Origin of the sequence: Streptomyces sp. NPDC002574, assembly GCF_042889545.1 — a bacterium.
Lineage (GTDB): Bacteria > Actinomycetota > Actinomycetes > Streptomycetales > Streptomycetaceae > Actinacidiphila.
In genome coordinates this window covers 1-20,235 of sequence record NZ_JBIARB010000020.1, presented here as the reverse complement: position 1 = coordinate 20,235, position 20,235 = coordinate 1, and the positions used below count along the sequence as shown (strand labels likewise).

Here is a 20,235-nt window from a genome sequence, read left to right as displayed (position 1 = left end):
CGACCGCCCGCTTCTTCCAGCGCCGATCGGTGGATTTCCGCCGGAGAGCAGCGCGACGCAGGGGACCCGCCTTGCCGGCGGCCTCGGGGGCCCGGCTGGGGGCTCGGCGGAGGAGACCGCCGGCAAGGCGGGAGCGGCCGCTCAGGCGGTGCCGCTCTCCGACGGAGCCGGGAACCGCTCCCACACGCGGTGGGCGCCCAGCAGCGAGGTGATCTCACGGAGGGCGGCCTCACCGTCGGGGCCGGTGATGACGCCGACTGCGTCGGCAGCAATGCCGGCCGCCTGCAGGGCCAGGTCCGCGTCGTCCCAGCCCCCGATCGGCTTCGCGTGCCGGTAGGCCTCCTGCAGCATCAGCACGATGCGCGGGTCCACGGGTGAGGTGGCCAGCCCCGGGGCGCCTGCCTTGGCGTCGCGCCCGCCCTGGGCGTCGGCGGCCGGTCCCGGAGTCCCCGCCAGCAGCAGGGCGTCGAATTCCACGGAGCGCGCGGTCGCAAAGGTGCGCTGCACGGTGACGGGGCCAGTGCCCTCACCCGTGAGGGAGCCGCCGGTAGGGGCGATGATCAGCGGGACCATGTCGTTGGCCAGCACGGAACGGCGGACGGTGTCGACGGGGCCCAGGTCGCCGGTGCCATTGGTGACGATGCCGATGACGCGTCCGGCGGTCGGCCAGGTCTGGCCGAGCTGCGACAGTGCGGGACTCGGTTGTACGTCGGCGAGGGGCTCGGAAGGCTCAGGGGCGGGCAGACCCAGGCCCTGGGCGACCTGCCGGCAAAGGTAGGGGTCAATGTGGGCGAGGGCGCGCAGAGCGCGTTCCTTGATCGCCTGCTCGTAGCACTTGCCGAGCTCGAAGGTGTACGCGGCGATCGTGTGCTCGCGTTCCACCGGGCTCAGGCTCAGCCAGAACAACCGGGGCTGGCTGTAATGGTCCGCGAAGGACGCCGGTGCCTCGCGCACCTTGACCGAGGGGACGATGGGCGTGGGGTACTCGATGTACGCGTGGTCTTCGGCGCCGGCGAAGAACGGGCAGCCGCCGTCCAGGGAGTTGGGCTTGTACGGGGCGACACCGGTGTGCACCGCGTCCTGGTGGAAGCCGTCACGCAGCATGTCGTTCACGGGCGCGTGGGGACGGTTGATCGGGATCTGCGGGAAGTTGGGCCCGCCCAGCCGGGTGATCTGGGTGTCGAGGTAGGAGAAGAGCCGCCCGGCCAGCAGCGGGTCGTCGGTGATGTCGACGCCGGGGACCAGGTGGCCGACGTGGAAAGCGACCTGTTCGGTCTCGGCGAAGAAGTTGGTGGGATTGGCGTTGAGGGTCAGCAGCCCCACCGGTTGCACCGGTGCCAGCTCCTCCGGGACGATCTTCGTCGGGTCCAGCAGATCGATCCCCTGGAACGTCTGCTCCGGCCTGTCGGGGAACGTCTGGATGCCCAGCTCCCACTGCGGGTAGGCGCCCGCCTCGATCGCGTCGGCCAGATCACGGCGGTGGAAGTCCGGGTCCATACCGCTGATCATCTGCGCCTCCTCCCACACCAGGGAGTGCACGCCGAGCTTCGGCTTCCAGTGGAACTTCACCAGCGTCGTGGCGCCGGCTGAGTTCACGAGGCGGAAGGTGTGGACGCCGAAGCCCTCCATGGTGCGGAACGAGCGCGGGATGCCGCGGTCCGACATGTTCCACAGGGTGTGGTGGGTGGCCTCGGTGTGCAGCGACACGAAGTCCCAGAAGGTGTCATGAGCACTCTGCGCCTGCGGGATTTCCCGGTCCGGGTGCGGCTTGCCGGCGTGGATGACGTCCGGGAACTTGATCGCGTCCTGGATGAAGAATACCGGGATGTTGTTGCCGACGAGGTCGAATACACCCTCGGACGTGTAGAACTTGGTCGCGAACCCCCGAGTGTCACGCACGGTATCGGCAGAGCCCCGCGAGCCGAGCACGGTGGAGAACCGCACGAAGACCGGTGTGTCGACGTCCTTGGCGAGGAAGGCCGCCTCGCACACCTCCGCGGCCGTGCCGTAGCCCCGGAAGACGCCGTGCGCCGCAGCGCCACGGGCGTGCACCACCCGCTCCGGGATCCGCTCGTGGTCGAAGTGCATGACCTTCTCGCGCAGATGATGGTCCTGCAGCAGAACCGGGCCCCGCGGCCCGGCCTTGAGCGAATGGTCGGAATCCGGCAGCCGTGCCCCCTGCGCGGTAGTGAGGAACGGCCCGTCCTGCGCCCGCACGGTCCTGGACGGGCCGTCCGGGCGTCCCGTCGCGCTGAGCGGGGTGGGAACCCCCTGGTCAGGCTTGGACGGCAGCGGAGCGTGCGGCTCGACCGGTTCCTCCACCGTGGGGGGCATGCTCGCGGGCACGCCGGGAAGGTCCGCCCGCGCTGCGGGTGTGAGCTCCGCGCCCACTTCCATGACCTTGTCGACGATCTTCTTGACTGGCCCCGGCTCGTTGGCCATGGCGTCCTCCACTCGTCCTCGGAAACCTCGTCGCCTCCGGGTAACCACTGCCGGAAGCGGGCAAACAGGGCCGGATGGGACGTCCGCCGTTCGCGGCGGATTTCACCCCTGGATGCTGGTCGCCGCACGCGGAAGGCCTCGGGCAAGGAAAATGCGGTCCGCGGTGTCATGCCTGGTCCGGGGACTGAGAGCGGCAGCTGTGCACACCGCCGCACGACGTAACTACCACCGGCCAGGACAGAGCCAGTGTGCGGAGAACTCAATGCCGGCCGCCGTGATGTCATCGAACCCGGCAAGGGCACCGCGAAGCCCCTCGGTGAGGGAGAGCAGGGATGAAGCCCGACTCTGCGGCCTGGCGTCCGGCTGTCGCCGACGGCATTGCCCGGTGTGAGGACTTCCTCTCCTGGCAAGCCGAGATCGGCGACGCCTACAGCGCGGCGGCCGCGTTCGCCGACCGGATGCCTTGGCTGACCACCGCCCAGCGAGACGAGGTCGTCCGGCTATATACCGTCGACCGCCTCGACGTGGCCCGCGGGATGCTGACCCGCTTCTGGGACCGCGACCAACAACTGCACCTCGAGTACGCCCGGCGCTTCAACGACGTGCGCACCCGACTGCTGAGCACGGTGGCCGCACTCGCCCTGGTCACCGCAGCCGTCTGCCTCCCAGTGCCGCTTCTGCTGTTGTTTGGCGGCGCCTGAGCCGGGTCAGTGCCGGCGGTCGGCACGGAACACAACCAGTCCTTCAATCTTCTGACCAGCCCGATCAACCTGCGAGCACCAGCCAGAACGGCCGTCGGCGCCGCAACGGGCCAATGACCCGCGATGATCAGCTGCCCACGACAGGGCTCGGTCCCCTCAGGGCAGACGCCGCTCGCGCATGGCGGACCGACGCAGGCCGGCACGTTCAGTGCATCGGCTTCGCTGGGCCAGCATCAAAGCAGTGGGCTTGCCCCCGGGCTGCGGGCGCGCCTTCTGCGCCCGTCCCGGGCTGGTCGCACCAGCAGGCTGTCCGCGTCCTGGGAGGGGAACTCAAGGCTGCCGAGCCGAGAAGGCCCTGCGGAGCGGCAGTCAGGCAGAGAGCGTGAGCTCGGCGCGGCCGAACAGGAGGGCGTAGCCGTTGGGCAGCTGGTTCAGGATGCGGGTAATGAGGTCGTCCCCGGCGAGTTGGGCAAGGACGGCAAAGACGGTTCCCGCGTCCCAGCGTGCTGTGGCCGGGGTACCACCGGTGCGTGTGGCCAGGTCGCTGACGAAGCCGAAGCCGGTCCGGGGGGTGGCAGGGATTTGGGCGGTGAGTTCAAGGGCGGCCTCGAAGGGCAGCCGGGCGGCCAGGGCGACACGCTCTTCGCTGGTGAGCTGCCGGCCGAGAGCGGCGAGCACGTCGCGTACGGCCCGCTCGGCCCGTTCACTCGTGGCGTAGGCGCCCTCATTCCGCACGTGCTCGACCATGTGCTCGAACGACATCGCCGCTGCAGGGCGCGTTGTCTGAGGCTGCTGGGACATCGGCGGGTGTCCTTTCGTTTTTGTGTGCTGGATGCGAGGGGAGGGGGCGGGGGGATGCGTCCCGCCCTTGCGGGCCGGGTCAGCCGGGTTCGAGGTGGCCGAACAGCAGGTCGTAGGCTGGGGGCAATTGCAGCAGGAGGCGTCGTAGAAGGTCTGGTCCGGCCTCCTCGGCGGCCACGCTGAGCACGGCGCCCACGTCCCACCGTGCGGTCTGGTCGGTGGCGCCCTCGATCCAGGCGGCCGTGGCCCGCACGAACCGCTCCGCGTCCAGCGGTTCGGTGGCCTGCATGGGGTTGAGCAGGATGAGCGCGTACGTCTCCGGGAGCCGTGCGGCGAGTTCGGCGCGTTCCCGGCCGACCACGTGTGCGCCCAGCAGGGCGAGCACCACGCGGGCCGCCCGGTCCGCCTCATGCGGTGTGGGGTACTCGCCGCGTTCCTGGACCCGCGCCAGGAACGATTCGGATCGCATGACCACGGATGTTCCCCCTTGCTTGTATCTGGTGCGGAGGACGGGCAGGCGACGGCGAAGGAATGGCCGCCCGTCCTCCGCTGCCCGGTGAGGGGTGGGCCCGGGGCCCGGTCAGCCGCTGATCTGCTTGCGGTCGTCGGCCGAGGTGATGGAGATCTTGCGGGGCTTGGCCCGTTCCGCGACAGGGATGCGCAGCGTGAGGACGCCGGCGTCGTAGTCGGCCTGGATGTGATCGGTGTCGAGGGTGTCGGCGAGCACCAACTGCCGGGAGAAGACACCCAGCGGCCGCTCGGACAGCTCCATCTGCACGTCCTCGGCCTTGGCCACGGGTCGTCGCTCGGCCTTGACGGTGAGCATGTTCCGTTCCACGTCGATGTCGATCGCCTCAGGCGAAATGCCGGGCAGGTCGAAGACAATCACGTACTGGTCGCCCTCGCGGTAGGCGTCCATGGGCATAGCGGTGGGCCGGGACCAGGTGCCGGTCCCTCCCAGCATCTGCTGGGCCAGACGGTCCAGTTCACGGAACGGGTCGGTGCGCATCAACATCGTGAAACACCTCCAAGCGTTCGGGCAGTAGCTGCCAATGCGCTTCACCTGCCTTCCGTTGTAGCATGTCATCCAAGCGATGACAAATGATGTGTCGTCGAAAGGATGACAAGCGGGGAGTACTTCATTGACGACCGACCCAGCCGCCCGAACGCCCGACGACACAGCCGTTTCGTTCCTCGCCGCCACGACCGCTCTGGCCGCCATCGAGGAGGCCCTTCGTGTGGCCCGCGCCACCGACGGCACCGCGCCACAACCCAGCCCTGACGACGGACCGCAGGAGGCGCTGGCCTCACTGTTTCTTCTGCGTGAGGTGCGCGAGCAACTCGCCCGCTGGGAGAGTGGCCTGATCGAGACCGCCCGCGCCGCTGGTGCGAGCTGGGCCGATCTGGCCGATCCGCTCGGCGTCGCGAGCCGGCAGGCGGCCGAGCGCCGCTATCTGCGCCTGCGGCCAGGAGCGGCCGGCACCACAGGGGAGCAGCGCGTGAAAGCCACCCGCGACGGCCGGGCCGCTGATCGCTCGGTCAATGTGTGGGCCCGGGACAAAGCCGCCGACTTGCGCCGGCTCGCCGCACAGGTCACTGCATTGACCGACCTGCCCGAATCGGCACGCCCCGCTGTCGCAGCCGTGGACCGCGCCCTGGCCCACGATGACGCGGCCGGTCTGCTGGCTCCCCTCGCCGCCACGCATCCCTTTTTGGAGTCCGGCTACCCCGAGCTCGCCGCTGCTGTCGGCAGCCTCACCCGCCACACCGATCGGCTGCGCCGAAGCAGCCACCAACAGCGTCGTAGGGACTAATACGGCCACCTGGCGAGGCTGACCTCGGCGGGAATGAGGCGCATTCCGGAAGAGAGGTACCTTCGTCGCAGCTGGGCTTCTGCCTGGCCGAGTGTCGCGCGATAAGCGGTCCGGCGTAGTCCCGGGTCTCCGCACAGGGCTGCGCCGGAAGCCGTCACCCGAGAGGCGGCAGTCGACGGGCGCGCGCCGGGGAGGCTGGGCAGCGTGGGAGCGGCAGGCATGCTGGGCCCCCTCCGGTCGCCAGCCATGACAGAGCCCCTGCTGCCGGGTAGCGGCAGGGGCTCTGTCGCCGTCACCCGGGGCCGACTGCCGGAGGTGTGCAGCCTGGTGATGCGGTCCCGCCTAGCCGAACCACAGCCTCCTCAGTACGGAGCCGCCCCTCACCCAACCGGCCGCGCCCGGCGTGCGCGCCTTCAAGATCGGCACCAAATTGTGTGGGAGTAGAGGCCTCCGCTCACCCCCAGGCGGACCCTCCACCATGAGTCGACCCCCGCCGCACGGCTGCGGCGGGGGTCGAGTCTCTGCTCAGCTCACCGTGCCGTGACGCCCTCCGGGGCGCATGCACGGTCACGCTCGCCACCGCACGCTTGGTGTGAGGGAGGCGGAGACGCACAGCGACTCGCGCGACCGCACTCGCCCGCAACCCGGTGGGGCGACAACCTTTGTTGTCGTCTTCGGGGGTGTGCGCCTACAGTGTGAACATGCCTGGCATCCACTTTTCCTTGCGGATGAGCGAGGAGGAAATCGCCGCGCTCACCGCCGGCGCGGTCGATGACCTTGTCCGGGACCTGGTCGCTCGCGCCTTCGAGCGCTTGCCGTGGGGCGAGCAGTCGCCCGCCCAGGCGGAGGCCCTGGCACATCTGCACATGCTGGTCCATCTCCGGCAGGCCATCGAGCGCCTGGAAGAGAACGCTGCCCATGAGGCGGCCGAGGCCGGTGCCGGTTATCCGCAGATCGGCAGAGCCTCCAACATGACCCGGCAGGGCGCCCGCCGCCGATGGCCGGGACTGATCACCCACGACCCCACCCCCCACGCCACTCCCCGGAGCTCCCGATGATGATCGCCCCCGCCCGCCCCTACGACGTGCTGCTGGTCGAGGACGACGCCGCTGACGCCATGCTCATCGAGGACGCCCTCACCGCACACGGCACCCGCAACATCACGCAGGTCGAGGACGGCATGGCGGCCCTCGACTACCTTCGTGATCCGGCCAACCCGCGACCGCACCTGATCGTGCTGGACCTGAACATGCCGCGCATGAACGGCCGCGAGCTGCTGGCCGTCATCAAGACCGACGAGGACCTGCGGATGATCCCGGTCGTGGTCCTGACCACCTCCTCCGCGCCCGACGACGTCTCCGGCGCCTACCGGCAGCACGCGAACGCCTACGTCACCAAGCCCGTCAACCTCGACGACTTCGAGCGGGCCGTGCAGAGCATCGACGCCTTCTACCTCGACACCGTCACCAAGCTGCCGCGGCAGTAGCGCCGCTGCCACCGGGCCGCTGGCTTTCCGTGCTGGTTTTGGGTAGCGGTCGCCGGGCCGCCGCACTTCGCTGAGGGGTTCGAATGTCGGGCGTGATCCGGGGCAGGTGGGTGATGCCATGGGAGCTCAGGGCAGAAGCAACGTAGCGCGGGCTAAGGAGGGTGCGGGGATGCAGGTATTGGCCGGTGACGCGGTTGAGACGGCGCAGGTCTTCGGTGCGCCGGAGGCGCTTGCGGAGGCGTCCGGGGCGATGACGACCCCGGAGGTCCGGCAGGTCTCCAAGGTGATGTTCGCCCGCCTGCAGACGCTGGAAGAGGGCACTGCCGACTACCAGTACGTCCGTAACACGCTGATCGAGATGAATACGGCGCTGGTGCACTTCGCGGCCCGCCGCTTCTCCCAGCGCGCGGATCAGATGGAGGACATCCTGCAGGTCGGCACGATCGGTCTGATCAAGGCGGTCGACCGGTTCGACCCCGACTACGGGGTGGAGTTCGTGACCTTCGCGCTCCCGACCATCGTGGGCGAGATGAAGCGGTTCTTCCGCGACACGAGCTGGTCGGTCCACGTGCCGCGGCGGCTGCAGGAGCTGCGCCTGGACCTGGCCAAGGCGACCGACTTCTTGGCTGTCGAGCTGGACCGGGCGCCGACGGTGGCCGAACTCGCGGCCCGCCTGGAGATCGGCGAGGACGAGGTCGTGGAGGCGATGACGGCCGCCAACGCCTACTCCGCCGCATCCCTGGACGCGCCGCCCGCCGAGGAGAGCGACAGCGGGAACGGCTGGGCAGAGCGGCTGGGCTACGACGACAACGCCTTCGGGAAGGTGGAGGAGATTGAGGCGGTCAAGCCGCTGATCCAGGCGCTGCCGGAACGGGACCGGCTGATCCTGTCCCTCAGGTTCGGCCACGACATGACCCAGGCGCAGATCGGCGAACGCCTTGGCATCTCCCAGATGCAGGTTTCCCGTCTCCTGACCAGGATCCTCACCCGCCTCCGCACCCAAGCACTGGCCCTTCCGTAGCCGACACCCAAGACGCGCGGCTCCGTCCCCAGTGGAGGCGGGGACGGAGCCGCCGCTGGCGTCACAGTGATTTCAGCTCGCGGCCGCCCGCTGAGCATTCAGCAAGCTGACGCACATTCATTTAATGTCGCTCAACTGCCGCCGCTCGCACGGGCGTGGGGTTCGGCCCACACCGCGGTGCTCCTCAAAGAAGGCCGTCGCGTCCTCGGCTCTGCCTGAACGCCAAGGGCTTGGAAGCGGCTTTCCAAGGGCTGCGGGCCCGCTGTCCAGAGGGGGCGGGCCGGCTCGCGGCGTGAACAGCGCCGGAGCCAGACCACCGGAGGTGTCGTCCGCCCGGCCCCCGACCCGCACATCGCCTTCATATGTGTGCAGATGGTGGGGTGGGGACGGGGGCGGGTTGTCAGGCGTACGACCCATGGGGGATTGTTGCCGGAAGGAAATGATTCCTTTCGAGTTGGTGAGGTGAGGGATTCGCCCAGCGGGTCCTCGATATTTGGTCTCCACCCGATCGCAGACCGTCACAGACATGGAGCCGGACTTCCCGTGGGACCGCGCCCCCTACCCGGTCCTGGTCGCTGACGCGGCGGGCACTCTCCTACAGCACAACGGCGCCGCACAAGCGCTTCTGCCCGTGGCCCGCCCCGGGAGACGCCTGGCCGACGTGGTCCCGGCCTGGTTGGCCGCCGCCCACCAGGCGATGCGGCCGGCCGGCCCTCGCGCCGTGCAGGAGTCGGGCGCGCCGGTGTCCGGTGCCATCGAAGCGCGCCGTTTCGAGGCGTACCCCAGCGTGCGGGACGACGGCACGGTGGCGTGGTGGCTGGTGGACGACACCGAGCACCAACTCGCCCGTGAAGCCCTGCGCACGGAGCGGCAGCGGACCGCGTTCCTCGTGAAGGCATCCACCATCCTGCTCTCCTCACTCAACCTGGGGCGCTGCATGGACGTGACTGCGCAATTGGCCGCCGAGAACCTTGCCGACGCGGCTCTGGCCATCGCACCGGCCCGCGGTCACCGGCTGCCCGTGGTGACCTGTTTGCGCGGCGGTGTCCCCACCACGTCGCAGGAGGCGGTCGACCCCGACGACGTGCCCGGACTCGGCGAAGCCCTGCGCGGGTTCCCGCCGGTGCCCTCCCGGTGGATCGACCCGTCGGTGGCGCCGCAATGGATGATCCCCGACGGCTTCGGCCCCATCGGAGCACTGGTGATCACTCCGCTGCCCGGGCACGGCGTCCCGGCCGGTGCGCTGGTCCTGCTGCGCAAGGAGGGCAGCGCCGCCTTCACCGAAGAGGAAGAAGTCTTCGCACGCCTTTTCGCCGCACGTTCCGGGGCAGCGATGTCGGCTGCCCGCCTGTATGCGGAGCAGACGGCCATTACCGAGGCGCTGATGCGGGAGCTGCTGCCCCCGACACTGCGCCAGATCTCCGGAGTGGACTACGCCGGCAGTTACCGCCCATCGGCGGACCATGAGCGGATCGGCGGGGATTTCTACGACGTCTACCCCGCCACCGTTGAGGGCGAGCCCTCGCTGGTGACTTTGGGCGACGTGTGCGGGAAGGGCCTGGAGGCCGCCGTCCTCACGGGCAAGATCCGCAGCACCCTGCATGCGCTGCTGCCCCTGGCGGACGACCACCAGCGGATGCTCACCTTGCTCAACACAGCACTGCTCACCTCCCACCACGCCCGGTTCGCGACACTGGTCCTGGCTTCCGCCGTCCGTAAGGGCAGCGATGTGCACGTGCGGCTGACCAGCGCCGGCCACCCGCAGCCGCTGATCATCCGCGCGAACTGCACCGTCGAGGAAGCCGACACCCGCGGCACCCTTGTCGGGGCCCTGCCGGACGTGCCCGCCCGCACCACGACCGTCACACTCGCCCCCGGGGAGGCCTGCATCCTGTACACCGACGGAATCACCGAGGCCGAGGGCGGCCCCATGGGGGACGCCCTCTTCGGTGAAGAACGACTCAAGCGCGCCCTCGCCGGATGCGCCGGAATGCCGTCGGAGGGCATCGTGGAGCACGTCCAGATGCTCGCCTCCCAGTGGCTCGGCAACCGCCGTCACGACGACATGGCCGTCGTCGCCATCTCCGCCCCCCGCACCCATCACCTGAGCGCGGTGAACGGCAACACCCGGGGCAGGTACACCGCATGAGCACGAGCACCCCGCCTCGCCTCTCGGACAGTGCCCGCCTGCGTGAGCTGTCGGACCAGTTGTGGAAGTCCGTGACGGCCAGAGACGAGTACTCCGCCATCGAGGTCGTCGTGCGTGCCCTCGACGACGACATCGACCCGGAATCCGTCCTCTTGGACGTGATCGCGGCGGTCCAGGGCAAAGTCGGTGAAGAATGGGCAGCGAACCGCATCAGCGTCGCGCAGGAGCACGCCGCGACCTCCATCAACGAACGCGCCGTCGCCGCGCTCGCCCTGCACCCCGCCGCCCGGAGGACTCCCCACCGGAGCCGGATCACGGTGGCGTGCGTGGACGGTGAATGGCACGCTCTGCCCGCCCGGTTGGTGGCCGAGGTGCTGAAGTTGCGCGGCTGGCAGGTCGACTACCTCGGAGCGCAGGTCCCCGCGCCGCATCTCATCTCCCACCTGCACACCACGAAGGCCGACGCGGTCGCCTTGTCCAGCTCGATCGCCACACGGCTCCCCACCGCGCATGCGGCGATCACCGCATGCCAGGCCATCGGAGTCCCTGTCCTGGTCGGCGGCGCCGCGTTCGGGCCGGACGGCCGGTACGCGCAGTTGCTGGGCGCCGAAGCATGGGCTCCCGATGCTCGTACCGCCGCCGACCGGCTCGCCGAGGGGCCCCTGCCGCGGCCGCAGGTCGACCACCAGCAGATGGACGATCTGCCGCATCTGGCCGACCACGAATACACGATGGTGGTCCGCAGCAGCGACTCCCTGGTGCGGACCGTCTTCCTCGCCATGGAAGACGCGTTCCCCGCCATGCGCACCTACGACGACCTGCAGCGGGAGCGCACGGCAGAAGACCTCGCACATATCGCGGAGTTTCTCGCCACCGCCCTGTACCTCGGCGACGAGGACATCTTCACCGAGTTCATCACCTGGACCGCCAAGATCCTCCAAGCGCGAGGTGTGCCCGCGCAGTCACTGCCGCCTGCCCTGAACATCTTCGCGCGTGAGCTCAAGGACTTCCCCCGGGCCACCCGCACCCTCCAGCGCGGAGTCGGCGCCCTCACGACCGACCATTCCACCCCCGCCGGAACACCCGCATGACCACGCGGCCCCCGGCACTCCAACTGGCCACGGTCTACACCGAGGACACGGTCCACATAGAGATCACCGGGGACCTCGACTGCGACAACGTCGAACTTCTGTCGGACGAGGTCACCGCCCAACTCGATGCCCGCCCACATCTGAAAGACCTGCACCTGCACTGCGCGGGGATCGGCACCGTCGACTCCATGGGGCTATCCGTCCTGCTGATGATCGGCCGCCGCACCAGGGCGGCCAGGGCACGTCTCCACCTGGACGACCGGTCCGCCAAGCTGGACCGGCTCCTCGCCATCACCGGTACGCTCGAATACCTCACGACGACGACCCCCACCCGCTCCACGAGCTCGCAGCAGAACATGGCAAAACCCCCGATGACCCGGGGGAAAACGCAAGCGGCCCGCTTCACCGGACCGGACGGCACCACCTGAGCGACTGCCCGGCCTCTCATCGGGCAGAGCACACTACGACGGGGAGTCATGCCCGCACGCGAAGCCGCCCCCAGCAGGATCTGCTGTGAGGCCTCCCAGTCCGTCAGCAGCATTACCGAGCTCCTCGACGTCATGTGGGAACGCTCAAGGGGCGCCACCGCACCCGCTTCCACCTCACAGCTGCGGCTGATGTATGTCGTCGACCGGCAGGACGGTATAAGGATGCGCGCTGTCTGTGACCTGCTGGCCTCGTCGCCGCCGAACGTCAGCCGCATGTGCGACCGCCTCCAGGCCGTCGGCTTCCTCGAACGCCTCCCGCACCCGGAGAGCGGCCGCGAAATCACCCTCCGACTCAGCCCAGCCGGAAAGAAATACCTTCAGGGCATCCGCGATCAGCGCGAGGCCATGCTCTACCAAGCCATCCACCGCATGCCGGCGAGTGAACTTCGTGCGCTGGCACGAGGTCTCACCGGACTCGCCGCGCAGCTCACCGCCGCCGACAACGAGGAAGACAGCAGACCCGGCGCACACGTGCCAGCCCAATTCCTGCGCCGAGGCCTAGAGCCCGTCAGTGATATGGCGACTGCCCCGTCGATGCTGGCACACTGAAGCGCGGCGCCCAGCAACGTGCCAGGCCTGCTCCTGACGCGGGCGGCGACCTGTGAAGATTGTGGACGAAGTGAGCTCAGCCGCGCCTACCAGTAGTGCCGCCGGCCGCCAACTGCGTGACCCAAGGCTCCCATGACCCACAGCACGAGGCCGATGACCACCAGGATGATCCCGATGGTCCACAGGATCGAGATTCCTGTGAGGAAGCCGACGATCAGCAGAATGATGCCCAAGACAAGCATGGTGCCCTCCGTAGATCAGCCCCCCATGCGCGGTGGTGCGCCTGCGTACTATTTCCTCCTGGCCCCGGGTTCGCGTGTGCGCCGAGCCGCTCGATCGCCTAGTTGTCGAGCGCGCGCTTGAGTTCGGCCTTGTTCATGTGGGACCGGCCGTCGATCTTCCGGCGCTTGGCCTCCGCGTACAGCTGGTCTCGGGTCGGCCCCTGCGAGCCATTGCCCGACCGCTGCCCACCGCGGCGTCCAGAGGACATGTCGTCGGTGGAACTGCGGCTGGCGGTCCTGGACTCGCCGGCGCGGGCGCGCTCCTTGTTGACGGTACGAGCGGCGATTTCCTCGGCACGCTTCTCGCTCTCGCCGCGTTCCTGAGCGCTCTCTTTGATGTGCTCGTACTGCCGCTCGCGCTTGCGGTTCGATCCTGCTGGCATTTCCATTCACCTCATTCAGCGCTGTGTGTCCGTTGGAAGGGGCGCAGCCCCGCACATCCCGTCCTCACCCTGACTCTGAGGGCTCTATTCCCCTCGGCGGGCCCGCTTCGTCCCATCGTCAGTGCGTCAGGTGCCAGTTGGGGACGGTGGGCGCATGGGTGGGCAGTGAGGGGGTGTGCTCGGCGAGGAAGCGGGCGCGCTGCCACATGCCGTGGACCTGCTGTGCGGGGCGCTGCTGTTCTCCGTGCAGCGCGTTGAGGATCACCAGGCCGCCGGTCAGCGCCGGCACCAGCCATTGCATGCACGCCAGATGGCGCTGCGCTGTGGTGATGTCGACGGGATGCTCAGTCGCCTTCTGCACGTCTTCTGGGCGGTCGGAGGAGGCGAGCTTGATCTTCCTTCCCAGCAGGCCGCTGTAGGCGGTGGCGGCCAGAGCGGCCCCGGTGAGGACCGTCTTGGCCAGGGTGGATGCTGCCACGCCTTGCTGAGCGGCGACGCGGGATGCGTTCACCGCGAGCAAGCCGCTGGCGCCGATCAGGTGGCATCCGATGGCTGCGGCATTGACCGGGCTCCACCTCTCCCATCCCGAAGCGGCCATCCGAGCGGTTCTTCTCTCGCTCCCGCCTTCGGCCTGGGCAGCGCCGTTCAGGCCGACCGCGCCCATCAGGGAGCCGCCGAACCACGCAGCCAGTCCCACATCATGCAAACTGCGCAACACCGTATTGCGTTCGGACATGCTCCCGGCTCCTTGGATGGCGATCTCACTGTCTGCCGACGGCGACCGCCGACGTTTCTCACCGTGACCCAATGCGGCTGCCGCCGCCATCGCGGCTGGTACGAACGAGCCGATCCCCTGCCGGGCGGCGAGCAGGGACCTGCCCGTCCGCTGGGCGCGGCCCAGAGGGCGGACGATGTGCGGCTCGCAGGCCCGGTGCCTGCCGACCCCGTCGACCCGCAGGAAGCGCAGCGGGGTCATATACGGCATAGGGTTCAAATATGTCTATCGCTTCCGGAGGGAAGGAACCCGGGATGTCGAAGAAGAAGAGTGAGCCTCCGCACGGCGAGGGTCCGAGCCGATTCAAGGGCGATGACCAGCACGGATGGTCTCCCGACGTGGACGCCACACGGCAGGAGGAGAACCCGAGCGCGCACCGCTCCTTCCATCCGGACACCTACGCGCCCGGAGGAGGGAACCGCGAGCCGAGTCAGCAGGAGATCGAGGAGTCGCTGGAAGGCACACCGGTGAAGGACGTCTCCCGTAGCGGCGAGGAGCGGGCCGGGAAATCCGGCAAGAAGGGGGTGGAGGACACCGGGCGCCGTGGCCGCTCCGCACGCCCCAGCGGAAGTGAGGACGCCTCGGAATACACAAGCGTCGACCCGCAGAACCAGCATCGGGAACGGAACCCGTAGCACGTGCGCCCAGACTGGCGGCCAATGTCTTCTCTACCGCGTCGGGAACATGACGGCCCAGTCTGGTGTCCGACGGAGAGTAGACCATCACGCAGCTGGCCAGGATGACCGCAACCCGGTAGAGGCGCATCCTGGAAGTGCGGCCCCGCTCGCGCTTGCCGGGTCTCCACACCTCGCAGCGGGGCTCGCGACTGGCGTGATCAGGTCCTTCCATAGCACTGCCCCGCCGCCTCACTCGCTCGGGCGGCGGGGCAGTGCTATGGAAGGACCATCGGCCGGCGCCGCATATGACCCCGACGCACACCGTGCCGCTTCGGGCCGTCCGACGCTCACGCTTCAACGGTGACGTCGGGCCGCGGGAGTGGCCCGAGCGCCCGCCCGCATCGTGGGTGGGAGATCGGCCACGCCGCAGCCTCCTCGACCGTACGCAGCGTGCCTGTGGCCTTGTCCGGGTCCTGGTGGCTGGTCCACCCGCAGTCGGCGCCGTCAAAGACCTCCATGTGCAGCACGCCGGCTTCCCGCGCCCGGTTCAGGGTGCCCGCGTTGTAGGCCACCGCGCTCTTGGTGAGCGTCGCCGACTCCGCCCACGCCTGCACCGGGTACCGGGCGCCGTTGCGGTAGACGACGTAGGTCAGCTGGTGCTCGGCGCCAGCCGATCGGCGAACGACCTTGCGGCCTGCAGCGCCGTGGTGTTCCCTGCGGCCAGCATCGGTATTTCGCGGCGTGAGGCCTCCCGCACGGCCCGGTAGAACGCGCCGGCAATGCGCTGCTCCTCCTGGGAGCGGACCAGGAAGTCGGCGTAGGAGTCCGCGGCGAGCGCCTGCAGGGCCTCGGTGTGGATGAGGGTCCACGTGAACCGGCCGCCCACCGCCTTGGCAGCGGCCTGGGCGCCCTGCTCGTACAGGTGGGGCAACTGGAGGCCGACGAACGCACGGGCCTCAGCGTCGACGCGCTGCTGGAAGTCGGTGATGGCTGCCTGGAACTCTGCTGTGCGGGCGACGATGTGCGGGGCCCTGCCGTGCTCGACCAGCGTGGCAAGGACGGCGGCCTGCTGGTCGGCGAGGCGCTGCCAGGCGTCCTGCAGTACTGCGGCGACCCGGCGGGCGACCACGTCGGCGTCGCCGGGCTCGAGCGGAGCGAACTCGTATGCCACGGCTACAGCCGTTCCCAGCGGTAGGTGCGGCGCCGCAGCGGGGCGACGACCAGCTCGGAGCCGTCTGCGATGTCGTCGGGGGCCTGGGCGCCCTGCACGTCGGTGATCTGTCGTTCCAGGCCGGTGAGGTAGTTGCTGTTGTCGAGGGTGACGATGCCGTTGACGGTCAGCTGCAGTGGCTCGGCCAGGAGTCTGGCGCGCCGTTCGGACAGCACTTCCAGGGCGACAGGTCGCGCGCTGCCCAGCCGGCCGTAGCGGGTCTGCAGGTCGCTCTGGTCGGTGGCGGGGCCCAGCTGCGACAGTAGCCAGGCCAGGACTGCGGGGTCCACGGGCGGGGTCCTTTCAGGGAGTGGCGCGGCCCGGCACCCCTGCGCGTGGGACAGGGATGCCGGGCCAGGCCGGACTACTTCTCGTCGGCCTGCTTGCGCGTCCGGGTCCGGGGCTTCGCCTCGGCCGCGGGTGTGGGCTCCGGTTCCGGATCGTCGAACGCCGGCGTGGGCGGCTGCTCCCCGATCAGTGCCGGGTCGTCGAGCGTCAGCGCCTCCGGGTCCTCCTCCCACGCGTCCGGGTTGGTGATGGCCGCGGCCACCACCTCATCCGGCTCGTCGCCGGGCTGCAGGATCAGCAGTTCGTGCGTCTCGGGGGGCTCCAGGTGCACCGCTGTCGCCAGTCGCCGTCCCATGTCACAGCACCTTCGCCACGATGTGGCAGTCCGGCGTGAACAGCACGGGCATGGCCACGGCCGCGCCCTTGCTCCACACCTGCGGCGGGTCGTCCTGCGTGCCCTTGGTGATGATCAGGCACGGCGCGTCCTCGCGCGGGTGATCTCCGGGTTGGAGCCGCGGGACAGCACCAGGGACTCCGCCGTGGTGCCGTACATGGTCTGGCCCCACTTGGTGCGGTCCGGCGGCACCATCACCCACCGGTCGTCGGGCAGCGGCCGCACGTTGGCGCCGTCGACCCGCACCTGCCCCTTGTACAGCTCGATCGGCGGCAGGTTGTAGTTGCCGCGCACCACGTTGACCTGCTGCGGCGTCAGCGTCGCCGTCGGCGCGTTCGACGGGTTCACCGAGCCGTAGTACGCAGCCCGGTAGGCATCGTTCCTCCCCAGGTACGAGCTCGCGCGGCGGCTGGTCAGGACCAGCTCCGGGAACGGAGCGCTGATGGAGTCGAGGTAGTCCAGCCACCCCAGCTCGTCCTTGATGGGGTCCGAAGTCGAGTCGGACCACGCCACCGGAGCGGTCGGCATGTTCGACGCCGGCACCTGGAAGTCGAGGTCCATCGTCAGCCCGTTCTCCCCCGAGAGGGAGAACTTGCCGTCGGTGAGGACATCGCCGGCGGCCAGCTCCAGGCGGGAGTTGACCGCCTCGACGTGCCGCTCGACGTCGTCGTACAGCAGCTCGATCAGGCGGTCCTGGTCGGCGCCGCGAGATGCCTCCTGCAGCAGGATCTCCATCTCGCCGACGAGAAGCTTCTGGCCCAGGGCGGGCAGCATGCCCTGGGTGCTGGTCGTCCACGCCTGGCGGTCCGCGAACGGCACGCTGGAGTCGTAGCTGCGGTACTTCGCCGCGTTGACGTACCGGCCCTGGTTCTTGATCCGCCACATCACGTCGGCAACCTTCACCTTCGGGAAGATCGTCTGCGTGAGCAGGAAGTCAGCCGGGGTGGGGATGGCACGGGCGAACGTCGTCAGGTCCTTGACGGTGACGCCCTTGATCAGGTCCTGGATGGTCATGAGTGCGGGCCTCCTTCTCTACACGAAGCGGATCTGGCAGAGGGCGGACGGGGCGACCGCCGCAACGGCGACGGGGAGCTTGGCGGTCTTCACCGAGCCGTGCCACAGCAGCGCGGCCCCGACCTTCGTCTGGGCGGGCGCGAACAGCACCTCGGCGAAGATGAAGCCGGCCAGGTTCTGCCGGCCGTCGGCGGCCCCGGTGGCGTACAGCCCGTACAGGCCACTGGCGGTGATCTTGCCGACCGGCAGGCCCGACAGGAGACGGCTGTAGGGGACGTTCGTGTCGGCCGACGGCATGTAGTGGGTGCCGGATACGAACGTGGACAGGTCGAGGGTGATGGAGTCGACGTCGCGCGTTCCGTGAAGGCTGGCAAGCCAGGACCGGTCGGCCGTCAGGCTCTGGGTGGTGGTGACCGGCTGAACGGTCATGAGTCCTCCCGTGGACGATCAGACGAGTGGGGCAGTCCGTCCGCTCACCGACCGGTGGCGTCGTCCACGTGGGAGGGGCGTGGTCCCCGTAGGTCCGGCCTTGACCCGCCGGTGGGAAGTTCAGCCGCTGGTGATGTAGCCGCGCCGGCGCGCCATCGCCTCGCCCTGCTGGCCGGGCTTGGGCATGTTGGCGCCGCGCGCCGGCGGATCACCCGCGGGGGAACCACCGGGCGCGGCAGGCGGCACCAGATCCGGGGCGGGCGCGGAGAACAGCTCGGGCCTGCGCGTCTGCAGGGCGGCAGCGGCCTCGGCGATGGCGTCCTCGTCGGCGTCGTCCTCGACGACCAGGAGCCGTTCGGCGTCCAGCAGGTCGTCACCGGTCGCTCCGAGCGCCACGAGTGCGGCGCGGCGGATCGCGGCACGCTCACGGACGATGGCCTGCGCCTCGCGCTGCTCTGCGGCGGTCGTCGCCGCGGCGGCGGCCTGCTCACGGCGCTCGATCTCGGAGAGCTGCGCGGCCTGCGCGTCACGCTGCGACTGCACGAACGCCGTCAGTTCGTCGGTCTTGGCGAATCCCAGCTGCTCGACGAGCTTGCGGACCGCAGCACGTTCGCCCTGCTGCTTCTCGCGGGCCAGCAGTCGGTTCAGCGCCTCCTGGTCGAGCGGATGCCCGACCGTCGGCGGTCCAGCCAGGTCCGTGACCGGGCCGGGCGGCAGCTGCTGGTTGGACGGATCGGTGGGGTCAGCGCCCAGGATCGGAAAGATGGGGCGGCCGTCACGCCGGCGACCGACGAGCGTACGGGGGTCGGGCAGAAGCCTGTCCATGCGGGATCCAGTCCTCCAGCAGCAGCGCCCCCGCGCCGACGATCAGTGTAGTCCGCCAGGAATCCCGTGCCGCGCCGCGCTACTGAGTGATGCTCGTCAGTCGTCGTGACCGTGCTTCTTGTGATCCTTGCCTTTGTGATCTTCACCCTTGCCGCGAGGGCCCGACGGGGTCTGCGATGACGGCGACGAGACAGTTACCGGCGTGGAGACTTCGCCAGAGGGTACGGAGGGCGCAGTGACAACAGAGGAGGGAGAGGATGCCGGCCCGGGTGACGATGAGCCGCCGTCATCGGAGCTCCAGGCCGCACCGACGGCGGCCGCAGTCCCGAACACGGCGACCACGGCAACACCGATAAGGATTCGAATGCGCCGCTGCTGCGCGGCACCGCGCCCGTACAGGCGGGACGGAGCGGCGTCGGGCAGGACTGCCGTAGGCGTCGGCTCGGTGCCAGCGGGCATGGCCGCCTGCGGCTTGTCGTTCTGGCCTGCCGAGACGGCGAGCCAGCCGGCTATCTGTTCGGCGGTGGGACGTTGGCCCGGCTCCTTGGCCAGCAGCGACAGGATGTAGTCCGCGAGAGCGCCCGGCACCGCCGGGTTGAGCTGTCTGACGGGAACCGGTGCCGCGTCGACGTGCTGGTGGATCACTGCCAGCGCGGACTCTCCGACGAACGGGGGGCGGCCGGTGAGCAGCTCGTACAGGACGCAGCCGAGGGCATACACATCCGAGGCGGGTTCGGCCGGGCGACCCAGCGCCCGCTCCGGTGCCAGGTAGCCGCTGGAGCCCATCACCCGGCCGGTGGCGGTGAGCGCCCTGGAGGCCTCATCGGTGAAGCGAGCGATCCCGAAGTCGGCGATCTTCACGCTGCCATCGGTGGTCAGCATCACATTGGCCGGCTTGATGTCACGGTGGATGACACCCTGCCGGTGCGCCGCAGCCAGACCAGCCGCGGCCTGAGCACCGATCTCCGACGCCCGCAAAGAGTCCACAGAACCATGCGTAGCCAGTTCCTGAGCCAGACTGTGCCCGTTGACCAGCTCCATCACCAGGTAAAACTGGCCGGCATGCGCGCCGAAGTCATACACGCCGACGACGTGGGGATGGTTGAGACGGGCCGCTGTCTGGGCCTCCAGGCGAAACCGGCCGGCGGCCTCGGCATCCGCCTCACCCGGCAGCATCAGTTTGACCGCCACCGCTCTGCCGAGCACCTGGTCGGCAGCGCGCCACACCTCGCCCATACCCCCACGGCCCAGCGGCTCGTCCAGTCGATACCGCTCCGCCACCAGCACGCCCGCACCGTCCCTTGACCCACGACAACAGTTGGGTGCCACACCTACCGATGAAAAATATTTACGGCGCAGCGCGATTCAGCCTACAAACCTGGGGTTGCGTCCTTGGAAGTGGTGTAGCGGGGTGGACCTGATCCGGGGGTTTGCTCCGGCGTACGGGTTGGTGCCCGCATAGACAAACGGCCACCGG

The 20,235-nt window shown here is 69.4% G+C and carries 25 protein-coding genes; 10 read left to right on the top strand and 15 right to left on the bottom strand.

Annotated features, from left to right (window positions below; all coding sequences use genetic code 11):
• Positions 1–141: 141 nt before the first annotated feature.
• The gene (locus ACFYXS_RS35585; protein ID WP_389255920.1) at positions 142–2,442 is read right to left on the bottom strand and encodes a catalase; all 2,301 of its coding nucleotides are present in this window, start codon (positions 2,440–2,442) and stop codon (positions 142–144) included.
• Positions 2,443–2,774: 332 nt separating this feature from the next.
• Between ACFYXS_RS35585 and ACFYXS_RS35580 the strand changes: the two genes are divergently transcribed.
• Positions 2,775–3,143 (top strand): hypothetical protein, encoded by a 369-nt coding sequence (locus ACFYXS_RS35580; protein ID WP_389255918.1) that lies wholly within the window; start codon positions 2,775–2,777, stop codon positions 3,141–3,143.
• A gap of 369 nt (positions 3,144–3,512) precedes the next feature.
• On the opposite strand, the gene ACFYXS_RS35575 is transcribed toward ACFYXS_RS35580, so the two are convergent.
• The 3 genes from ACFYXS_RS35575 to ACFYXS_RS35565 all read right to left on the bottom strand — a co-directional run bounded on the left by ACFYXS_RS35575 (position 3,513) and on the right by ACFYXS_RS35565 (position 4,959).
• Complete coding sequence (locus ACFYXS_RS35575) at positions 3,513–3,944, bottom strand: DUF2267 domain-containing protein (protein WP_389255916.1); 432 nt, start codon at positions 3,942–3,944, stop codon at positions 3,513–3,515.
• A 79-nt stretch (positions 3,945–4,023) separates the two neighbouring features.
• Complete coding sequence (locus tag ACFYXS_RS35570; RefSeq protein WP_389255914.1) at positions 4,024–4,413, bottom strand: DUF2267 domain-containing protein; 390 nt, start codon at positions 4,411–4,413, stop codon at positions 4,024–4,026.
• 111 nt (positions 4,414–4,524) lie between these two features.
• Entirely contained in the window at positions 4,525–4,959 is a 435-nt protein-coding gene (locus tag ACFYXS_RS35565) for an Hsp20/alpha crystallin family protein (protein ID WP_389255912.1), read from the bottom strand.
• Between the two features lie 127 nt (positions 4,960–5,086).
• Between ACFYXS_RS35565 and ACFYXS_RS35560 the strand changes: the two genes are divergently transcribed.
• The 8 genes from ACFYXS_RS35560 (at position 5,087) to ACFYXS_RS35525 (ending at position 12,542) form a co-directional block, all read left to right on the top strand.
• Positions 5,087–5,758 carry an HSP18 transcriptional regulator gene (locus ACFYXS_RS35560; protein WP_389255910.1) on the top strand — a complete coding sequence of 224 codons (672 nt, stop codon included), beginning with the start codon at positions 5,087–5,089 and terminating at the stop codon, positions 5,756–5,758.
• Positions 5,759–6,459: 701 nt separating this feature from the next.
• Entirely contained in the window at positions 6,460–6,816 is a 357-nt protein-coding gene (locus ACFYXS_RS35555; protein WP_389255908.1) for a hypothetical protein, read from the top strand.
• A complete protein-coding gene (locus ACFYXS_RS35550; RefSeq protein WP_389255906.1) occupies positions 6,813–7,244 on the top strand; it encodes a response regulator in 432 nt (143 codons plus the stop codon). The genes ACFYXS_RS35555 and ACFYXS_RS35550 overlap by 4 nt, the downstream gene beginning before the upstream one ends.
• A 169-nt stretch (positions 7,245–7,413) precedes the next feature.
• The gene (locus ACFYXS_RS35545) at positions 7,414–8,265 is read left to right on the top strand and encodes an RNA polymerase sigma factor SigF (RefSeq protein WP_389255904.1); all 852 of its coding nucleotides are present in this window, start codon (positions 7,414–7,416) and stop codon (positions 8,263–8,265) included.
• 526 nt (positions 8,266–8,791) lie between these two features.
• Entirely contained in the window at positions 8,792–10,414 is a 1,623-nt protein-coding gene (locus ACFYXS_RS35540; RefSeq protein ID WP_389255902.1) for a SpoIIE family protein phosphatase, read from the top strand.
• On the top strand, positions 10,411–11,505 hold the full coding sequence (locus ACFYXS_RS35535; protein WP_389255900.1) for a B12-binding domain-containing protein: 1,095 nt from the start codon (positions 10,411–10,413) through the stop codon (positions 11,503–11,505). The genes ACFYXS_RS35540 and ACFYXS_RS35535 overlap by 4 nt, the downstream gene beginning before the upstream one ends.
• Positions 11,502–11,933: an STAS domain-containing protein gene (locus tag ACFYXS_RS35530; RefSeq protein WP_389255898.1), complete on the top strand. Its 432-nt coding sequence runs from the start codon at positions 11,502–11,504 to the stop codon at positions 11,931–11,933. The genes ACFYXS_RS35535 and ACFYXS_RS35530 overlap by 4 nt, the downstream gene beginning before the upstream one ends.
• Before the next feature lie 48 nt (positions 11,934–11,981).
• Positions 11,982–12,542, top strand: coding sequence for a MarR family winged helix-turn-helix transcriptional regulator (locus tag ACFYXS_RS35525; RefSeq protein WP_389255896.1), 561 nt, complete (start codon positions 11,982–11,984; stop codon positions 12,540–12,542).
• Positions 12,543–12,628: 86 nt separating this feature from the next.
• Here the strand turns inward: ACFYXS_RS35525 and ACFYXS_RS35520 are convergent, their stop codons facing one another.
• The 3 genes from ACFYXS_RS35520 to ACFYXS_RS35510 form a co-directional block, all read right to left on the bottom strand.
• Positions 12,629–12,784 (bottom strand): DUF6131 family protein, encoded by a 156-nt coding sequence (locus tag ACFYXS_RS35520; RefSeq protein WP_389255894.1) that lies wholly within the window; start codon positions 12,782–12,784, stop codon positions 12,629–12,631.
• A gap of 98 nt (positions 12,785–12,882) precedes the next feature.
• Entirely contained in the window at positions 12,883–13,206 is a 324-nt protein-coding gene (locus tag ACFYXS_RS35515; RefSeq protein WP_389255892.1) for a plasmid stabilization protein, read from the bottom strand.
• A 118-nt stretch (positions 13,207–13,324) separates the two neighbouring features.
• Positions 13,325–13,942, bottom strand: a complete 618-nt coding sequence (locus ACFYXS_RS35510; RefSeq protein ID WP_389255890.1) for a hypothetical protein — start codon at positions 13,940–13,942, stop codon at positions 13,325–13,327.
• Between the two features lie 293 nt (positions 13,943–14,235).
• On the opposite strand from ACFYXS_RS35510, the gene ACFYXS_RS35505 reads away from it, so the two are divergent.
• Positions 14,236–14,616, top strand: a complete 381-nt coding sequence (locus ACFYXS_RS35505; RefSeq protein WP_389255888.1) for a hypothetical protein — start codon at positions 14,236–14,238, stop codon at positions 14,614–14,616.
• Between the two features lie 329 nt (positions 14,617–14,945).
• On the opposite strand, the gene ACFYXS_RS35500 is transcribed toward ACFYXS_RS35505, so the two are convergent.
• The 8 genes from ACFYXS_RS35500 to ACFYXS_RS35465 form a co-directional block, all read right to left on the bottom strand.
• Positions 14,946–15,170 carry a hypothetical protein gene (locus ACFYXS_RS35500; protein ID WP_389255886.1) on the bottom strand — a complete coding sequence of 75 codons (225 nt, stop codon included), beginning with the start codon at positions 15,168–15,170 and terminating at the stop codon, positions 14,946–14,948.
• A gap of 77 nt (positions 15,171–15,247) precedes the next feature.
• The gene (locus ACFYXS_RS35495; RefSeq protein WP_389255884.1) at positions 15,248–15,769 is read right to left on the bottom strand and encodes a hypothetical protein; all 522 of its coding nucleotides are present in this window, start codon (positions 15,767–15,769) and stop codon (positions 15,248–15,250) included.
• A gap of 2 nt (positions 15,770–15,771) precedes the next feature.
• Positions 15,772–16,098 carry a hypothetical protein gene (locus ACFYXS_RS35490; RefSeq protein WP_389255882.1) on the bottom strand — a complete coding sequence of 109 codons (327 nt, stop codon included), beginning with the start codon at positions 16,096–16,098 and terminating at the stop codon, positions 15,772–15,774.
• A 74-nt stretch (positions 16,099–16,172) separates the two neighbouring features.
• Positions 16,173–16,451 (bottom strand): hypothetical protein, encoded by a 279-nt coding sequence (locus ACFYXS_RS35485; RefSeq protein ID WP_389255880.1) that lies wholly within the window; start codon positions 16,449–16,451, stop codon positions 16,173–16,175.
• A gap of 114 nt (positions 16,452–16,565) precedes the next feature.
• Positions 16,566–17,504, bottom strand: a complete 939-nt coding sequence (locus ACFYXS_RS35480) for a major capsid protein (protein ID WP_389255878.1) — start codon at positions 17,502–17,504, stop codon at positions 16,566–16,568.
• Positions 17,505–17,522: 18 nt separating this feature from the next.
• Entirely contained in the window at positions 17,523–17,933 is a 411-nt protein-coding gene (locus ACFYXS_RS35475) for a head decoration protein (protein WP_389255876.1), read from the bottom strand.
• A 120-nt stretch (positions 17,934–18,053) separates the two neighbouring features.
• Entirely contained in the window at positions 18,054–18,758 is a 705-nt protein-coding gene (locus tag ACFYXS_RS35470; protein WP_389255874.1) for a hypothetical protein, read from the bottom strand.
• 96 nt (positions 18,759–18,854) lie between these two features.
• Positions 18,855–20,045 (bottom strand): serine/threonine-protein kinase, encoded by a 1,191-nt coding sequence (locus tag ACFYXS_RS35465; RefSeq protein WP_389255872.1) that lies wholly within the window; start codon positions 20,043–20,045, stop codon positions 18,855–18,857.
• Positions 20,046–20,235 lie beyond the last annotated feature (190 nt).

Excerpts from the sequence above, each read along its gene's own strand:
- ACFYXS_RS35475 (WP_389255876.1), bottom strand. The coding sequence starts at position 17,933 with ATGACCGTTCAGCCGGTCACCACCACCCAGAGCCTGACGGCCGACCGG.
- ACFYXS_RS35555 (WP_389255908.1), top strand. The coding sequence starts at position 6,460 with ATGCCTGGCATCCACTTTTCCTTGCGGATGAGCGAGGAGGAAATCGCC.
- ACFYXS_RS35530 (WP_389255898.1), top strand. The coding sequence starts at position 11,502 with ATGACCACGCGGCCCCCGGCACTCCAACTGGCCACGGTCTACACCGAG.
- ACFYXS_RS35515 (WP_389255892.1), bottom strand. The coding sequence starts at position 13,206 with ATGCCAGCAGGATCGAACCGCAAGCGCGAGCGGCAGTACGAGCACATC.
- ACFYXS_RS35525 (WP_389255896.1), top strand. The coding sequence starts at position 11,982 with ATGCCCGCACGCGAAGCCGCCCCCAGCAGGATCTGCTGTGAGGCCTCC.
- ACFYXS_RS35585 (WP_389255920.1), bottom strand. The coding sequence starts at position 2,442 with ATGGCCAACGAGCCGGGGCCAGTCAAGAAGATCGTCGACAAGGTCATG.
- ACFYXS_RS35570 (WP_389255914.1), bottom strand. The coding sequence starts at position 4,413 with ATGCGATCCGAATCGTTCCTGGCGCGGGTCCAGGAACGCGGCGAGTAC.
- ACFYXS_RS35565 (WP_389255912.1), bottom strand. The coding sequence starts at position 4,959 with ATGTTGATGCGCACCGACCCGTTCCGTGAACTGGACCGTCTGGCCCAG.
- ACFYXS_RS35520 (WP_389255894.1), bottom strand. The coding sequence starts at position 12,784 with ATGCTTGTCTTGGGCATCATTCTGCTGATCGTCGGCTTCCTCACAGGA.
- ACFYXS_RS35550 (WP_389255906.1), top strand. The coding sequence starts at position 6,813 with ATGATGATCGCCCCCGCCCGCCCCTACGACGTGCTGCTGGTCGAGGAC.
- ACFYXS_RS35575 (WP_389255916.1), bottom strand. The coding sequence starts at position 3,944 with ATGTCCCAGCAGCCTCAGACAACGCGCCCTGCAGCGGCGATGTCGTTC.
- ACFYXS_RS35480 (WP_389255878.1), bottom strand. The coding sequence starts at position 17,504 with ATGACCATCCAGGACCTGATCAAGGGCGTCACCGTCAAGGACCTGACG.
- ACFYXS_RS35580 (WP_389255918.1), top strand. The coding sequence starts at position 2,775 with ATGAAGCCCGACTCTGCGGCCTGGCGTCCGGCTGTCGCCGACGGCATT.
- ACFYXS_RS35545 (WP_389255904.1), top strand. The coding sequence starts at position 7,414 with ATGCAGGTATTGGCCGGTGACGCGGTTGAGACGGCGCAGGTCTTCGGT.
- ACFYXS_RS35540 (WP_389255902.1), top strand. The coding sequence starts at position 8,792 with ATGGAGCCGGACTTCCCGTGGGACCGCGCCCCCTACCCGGTCCTGGTC.
- ACFYXS_RS35470 (WP_389255874.1), bottom strand. The coding sequence starts at position 18,758 with ATGGACAGGCTTCTGCCCGACCCCCGTACGCTCGTCGGTCGCCGGCGT.
- ACFYXS_RS35535 (WP_389255900.1), top strand. The coding sequence starts at position 10,411 with ATGAGCACGAGCACCCCGCCTCGCCTCTCGGACAGTGCCCGCCTGCGT.
- ACFYXS_RS35485 (WP_389255880.1), bottom strand. The coding sequence starts at position 16,451 with ATGGGACGGCGACTGGCGACAGCGGTGCACCTGGAGCCCCCCGAGACG.
- ACFYXS_RS35510 (WP_389255890.1), bottom strand. The coding sequence starts at position 13,942 with ATGTCCGAACGCAATACGGTGTTGCGCAGTTTGCATGATGTGGGACTG.
- ACFYXS_RS35505 (WP_389255888.1), top strand. The coding sequence starts at position 14,236 with ATGTCGAAGAAGAAGAGTGAGCCTCCGCACGGCGAGGGTCCGAGCCGA.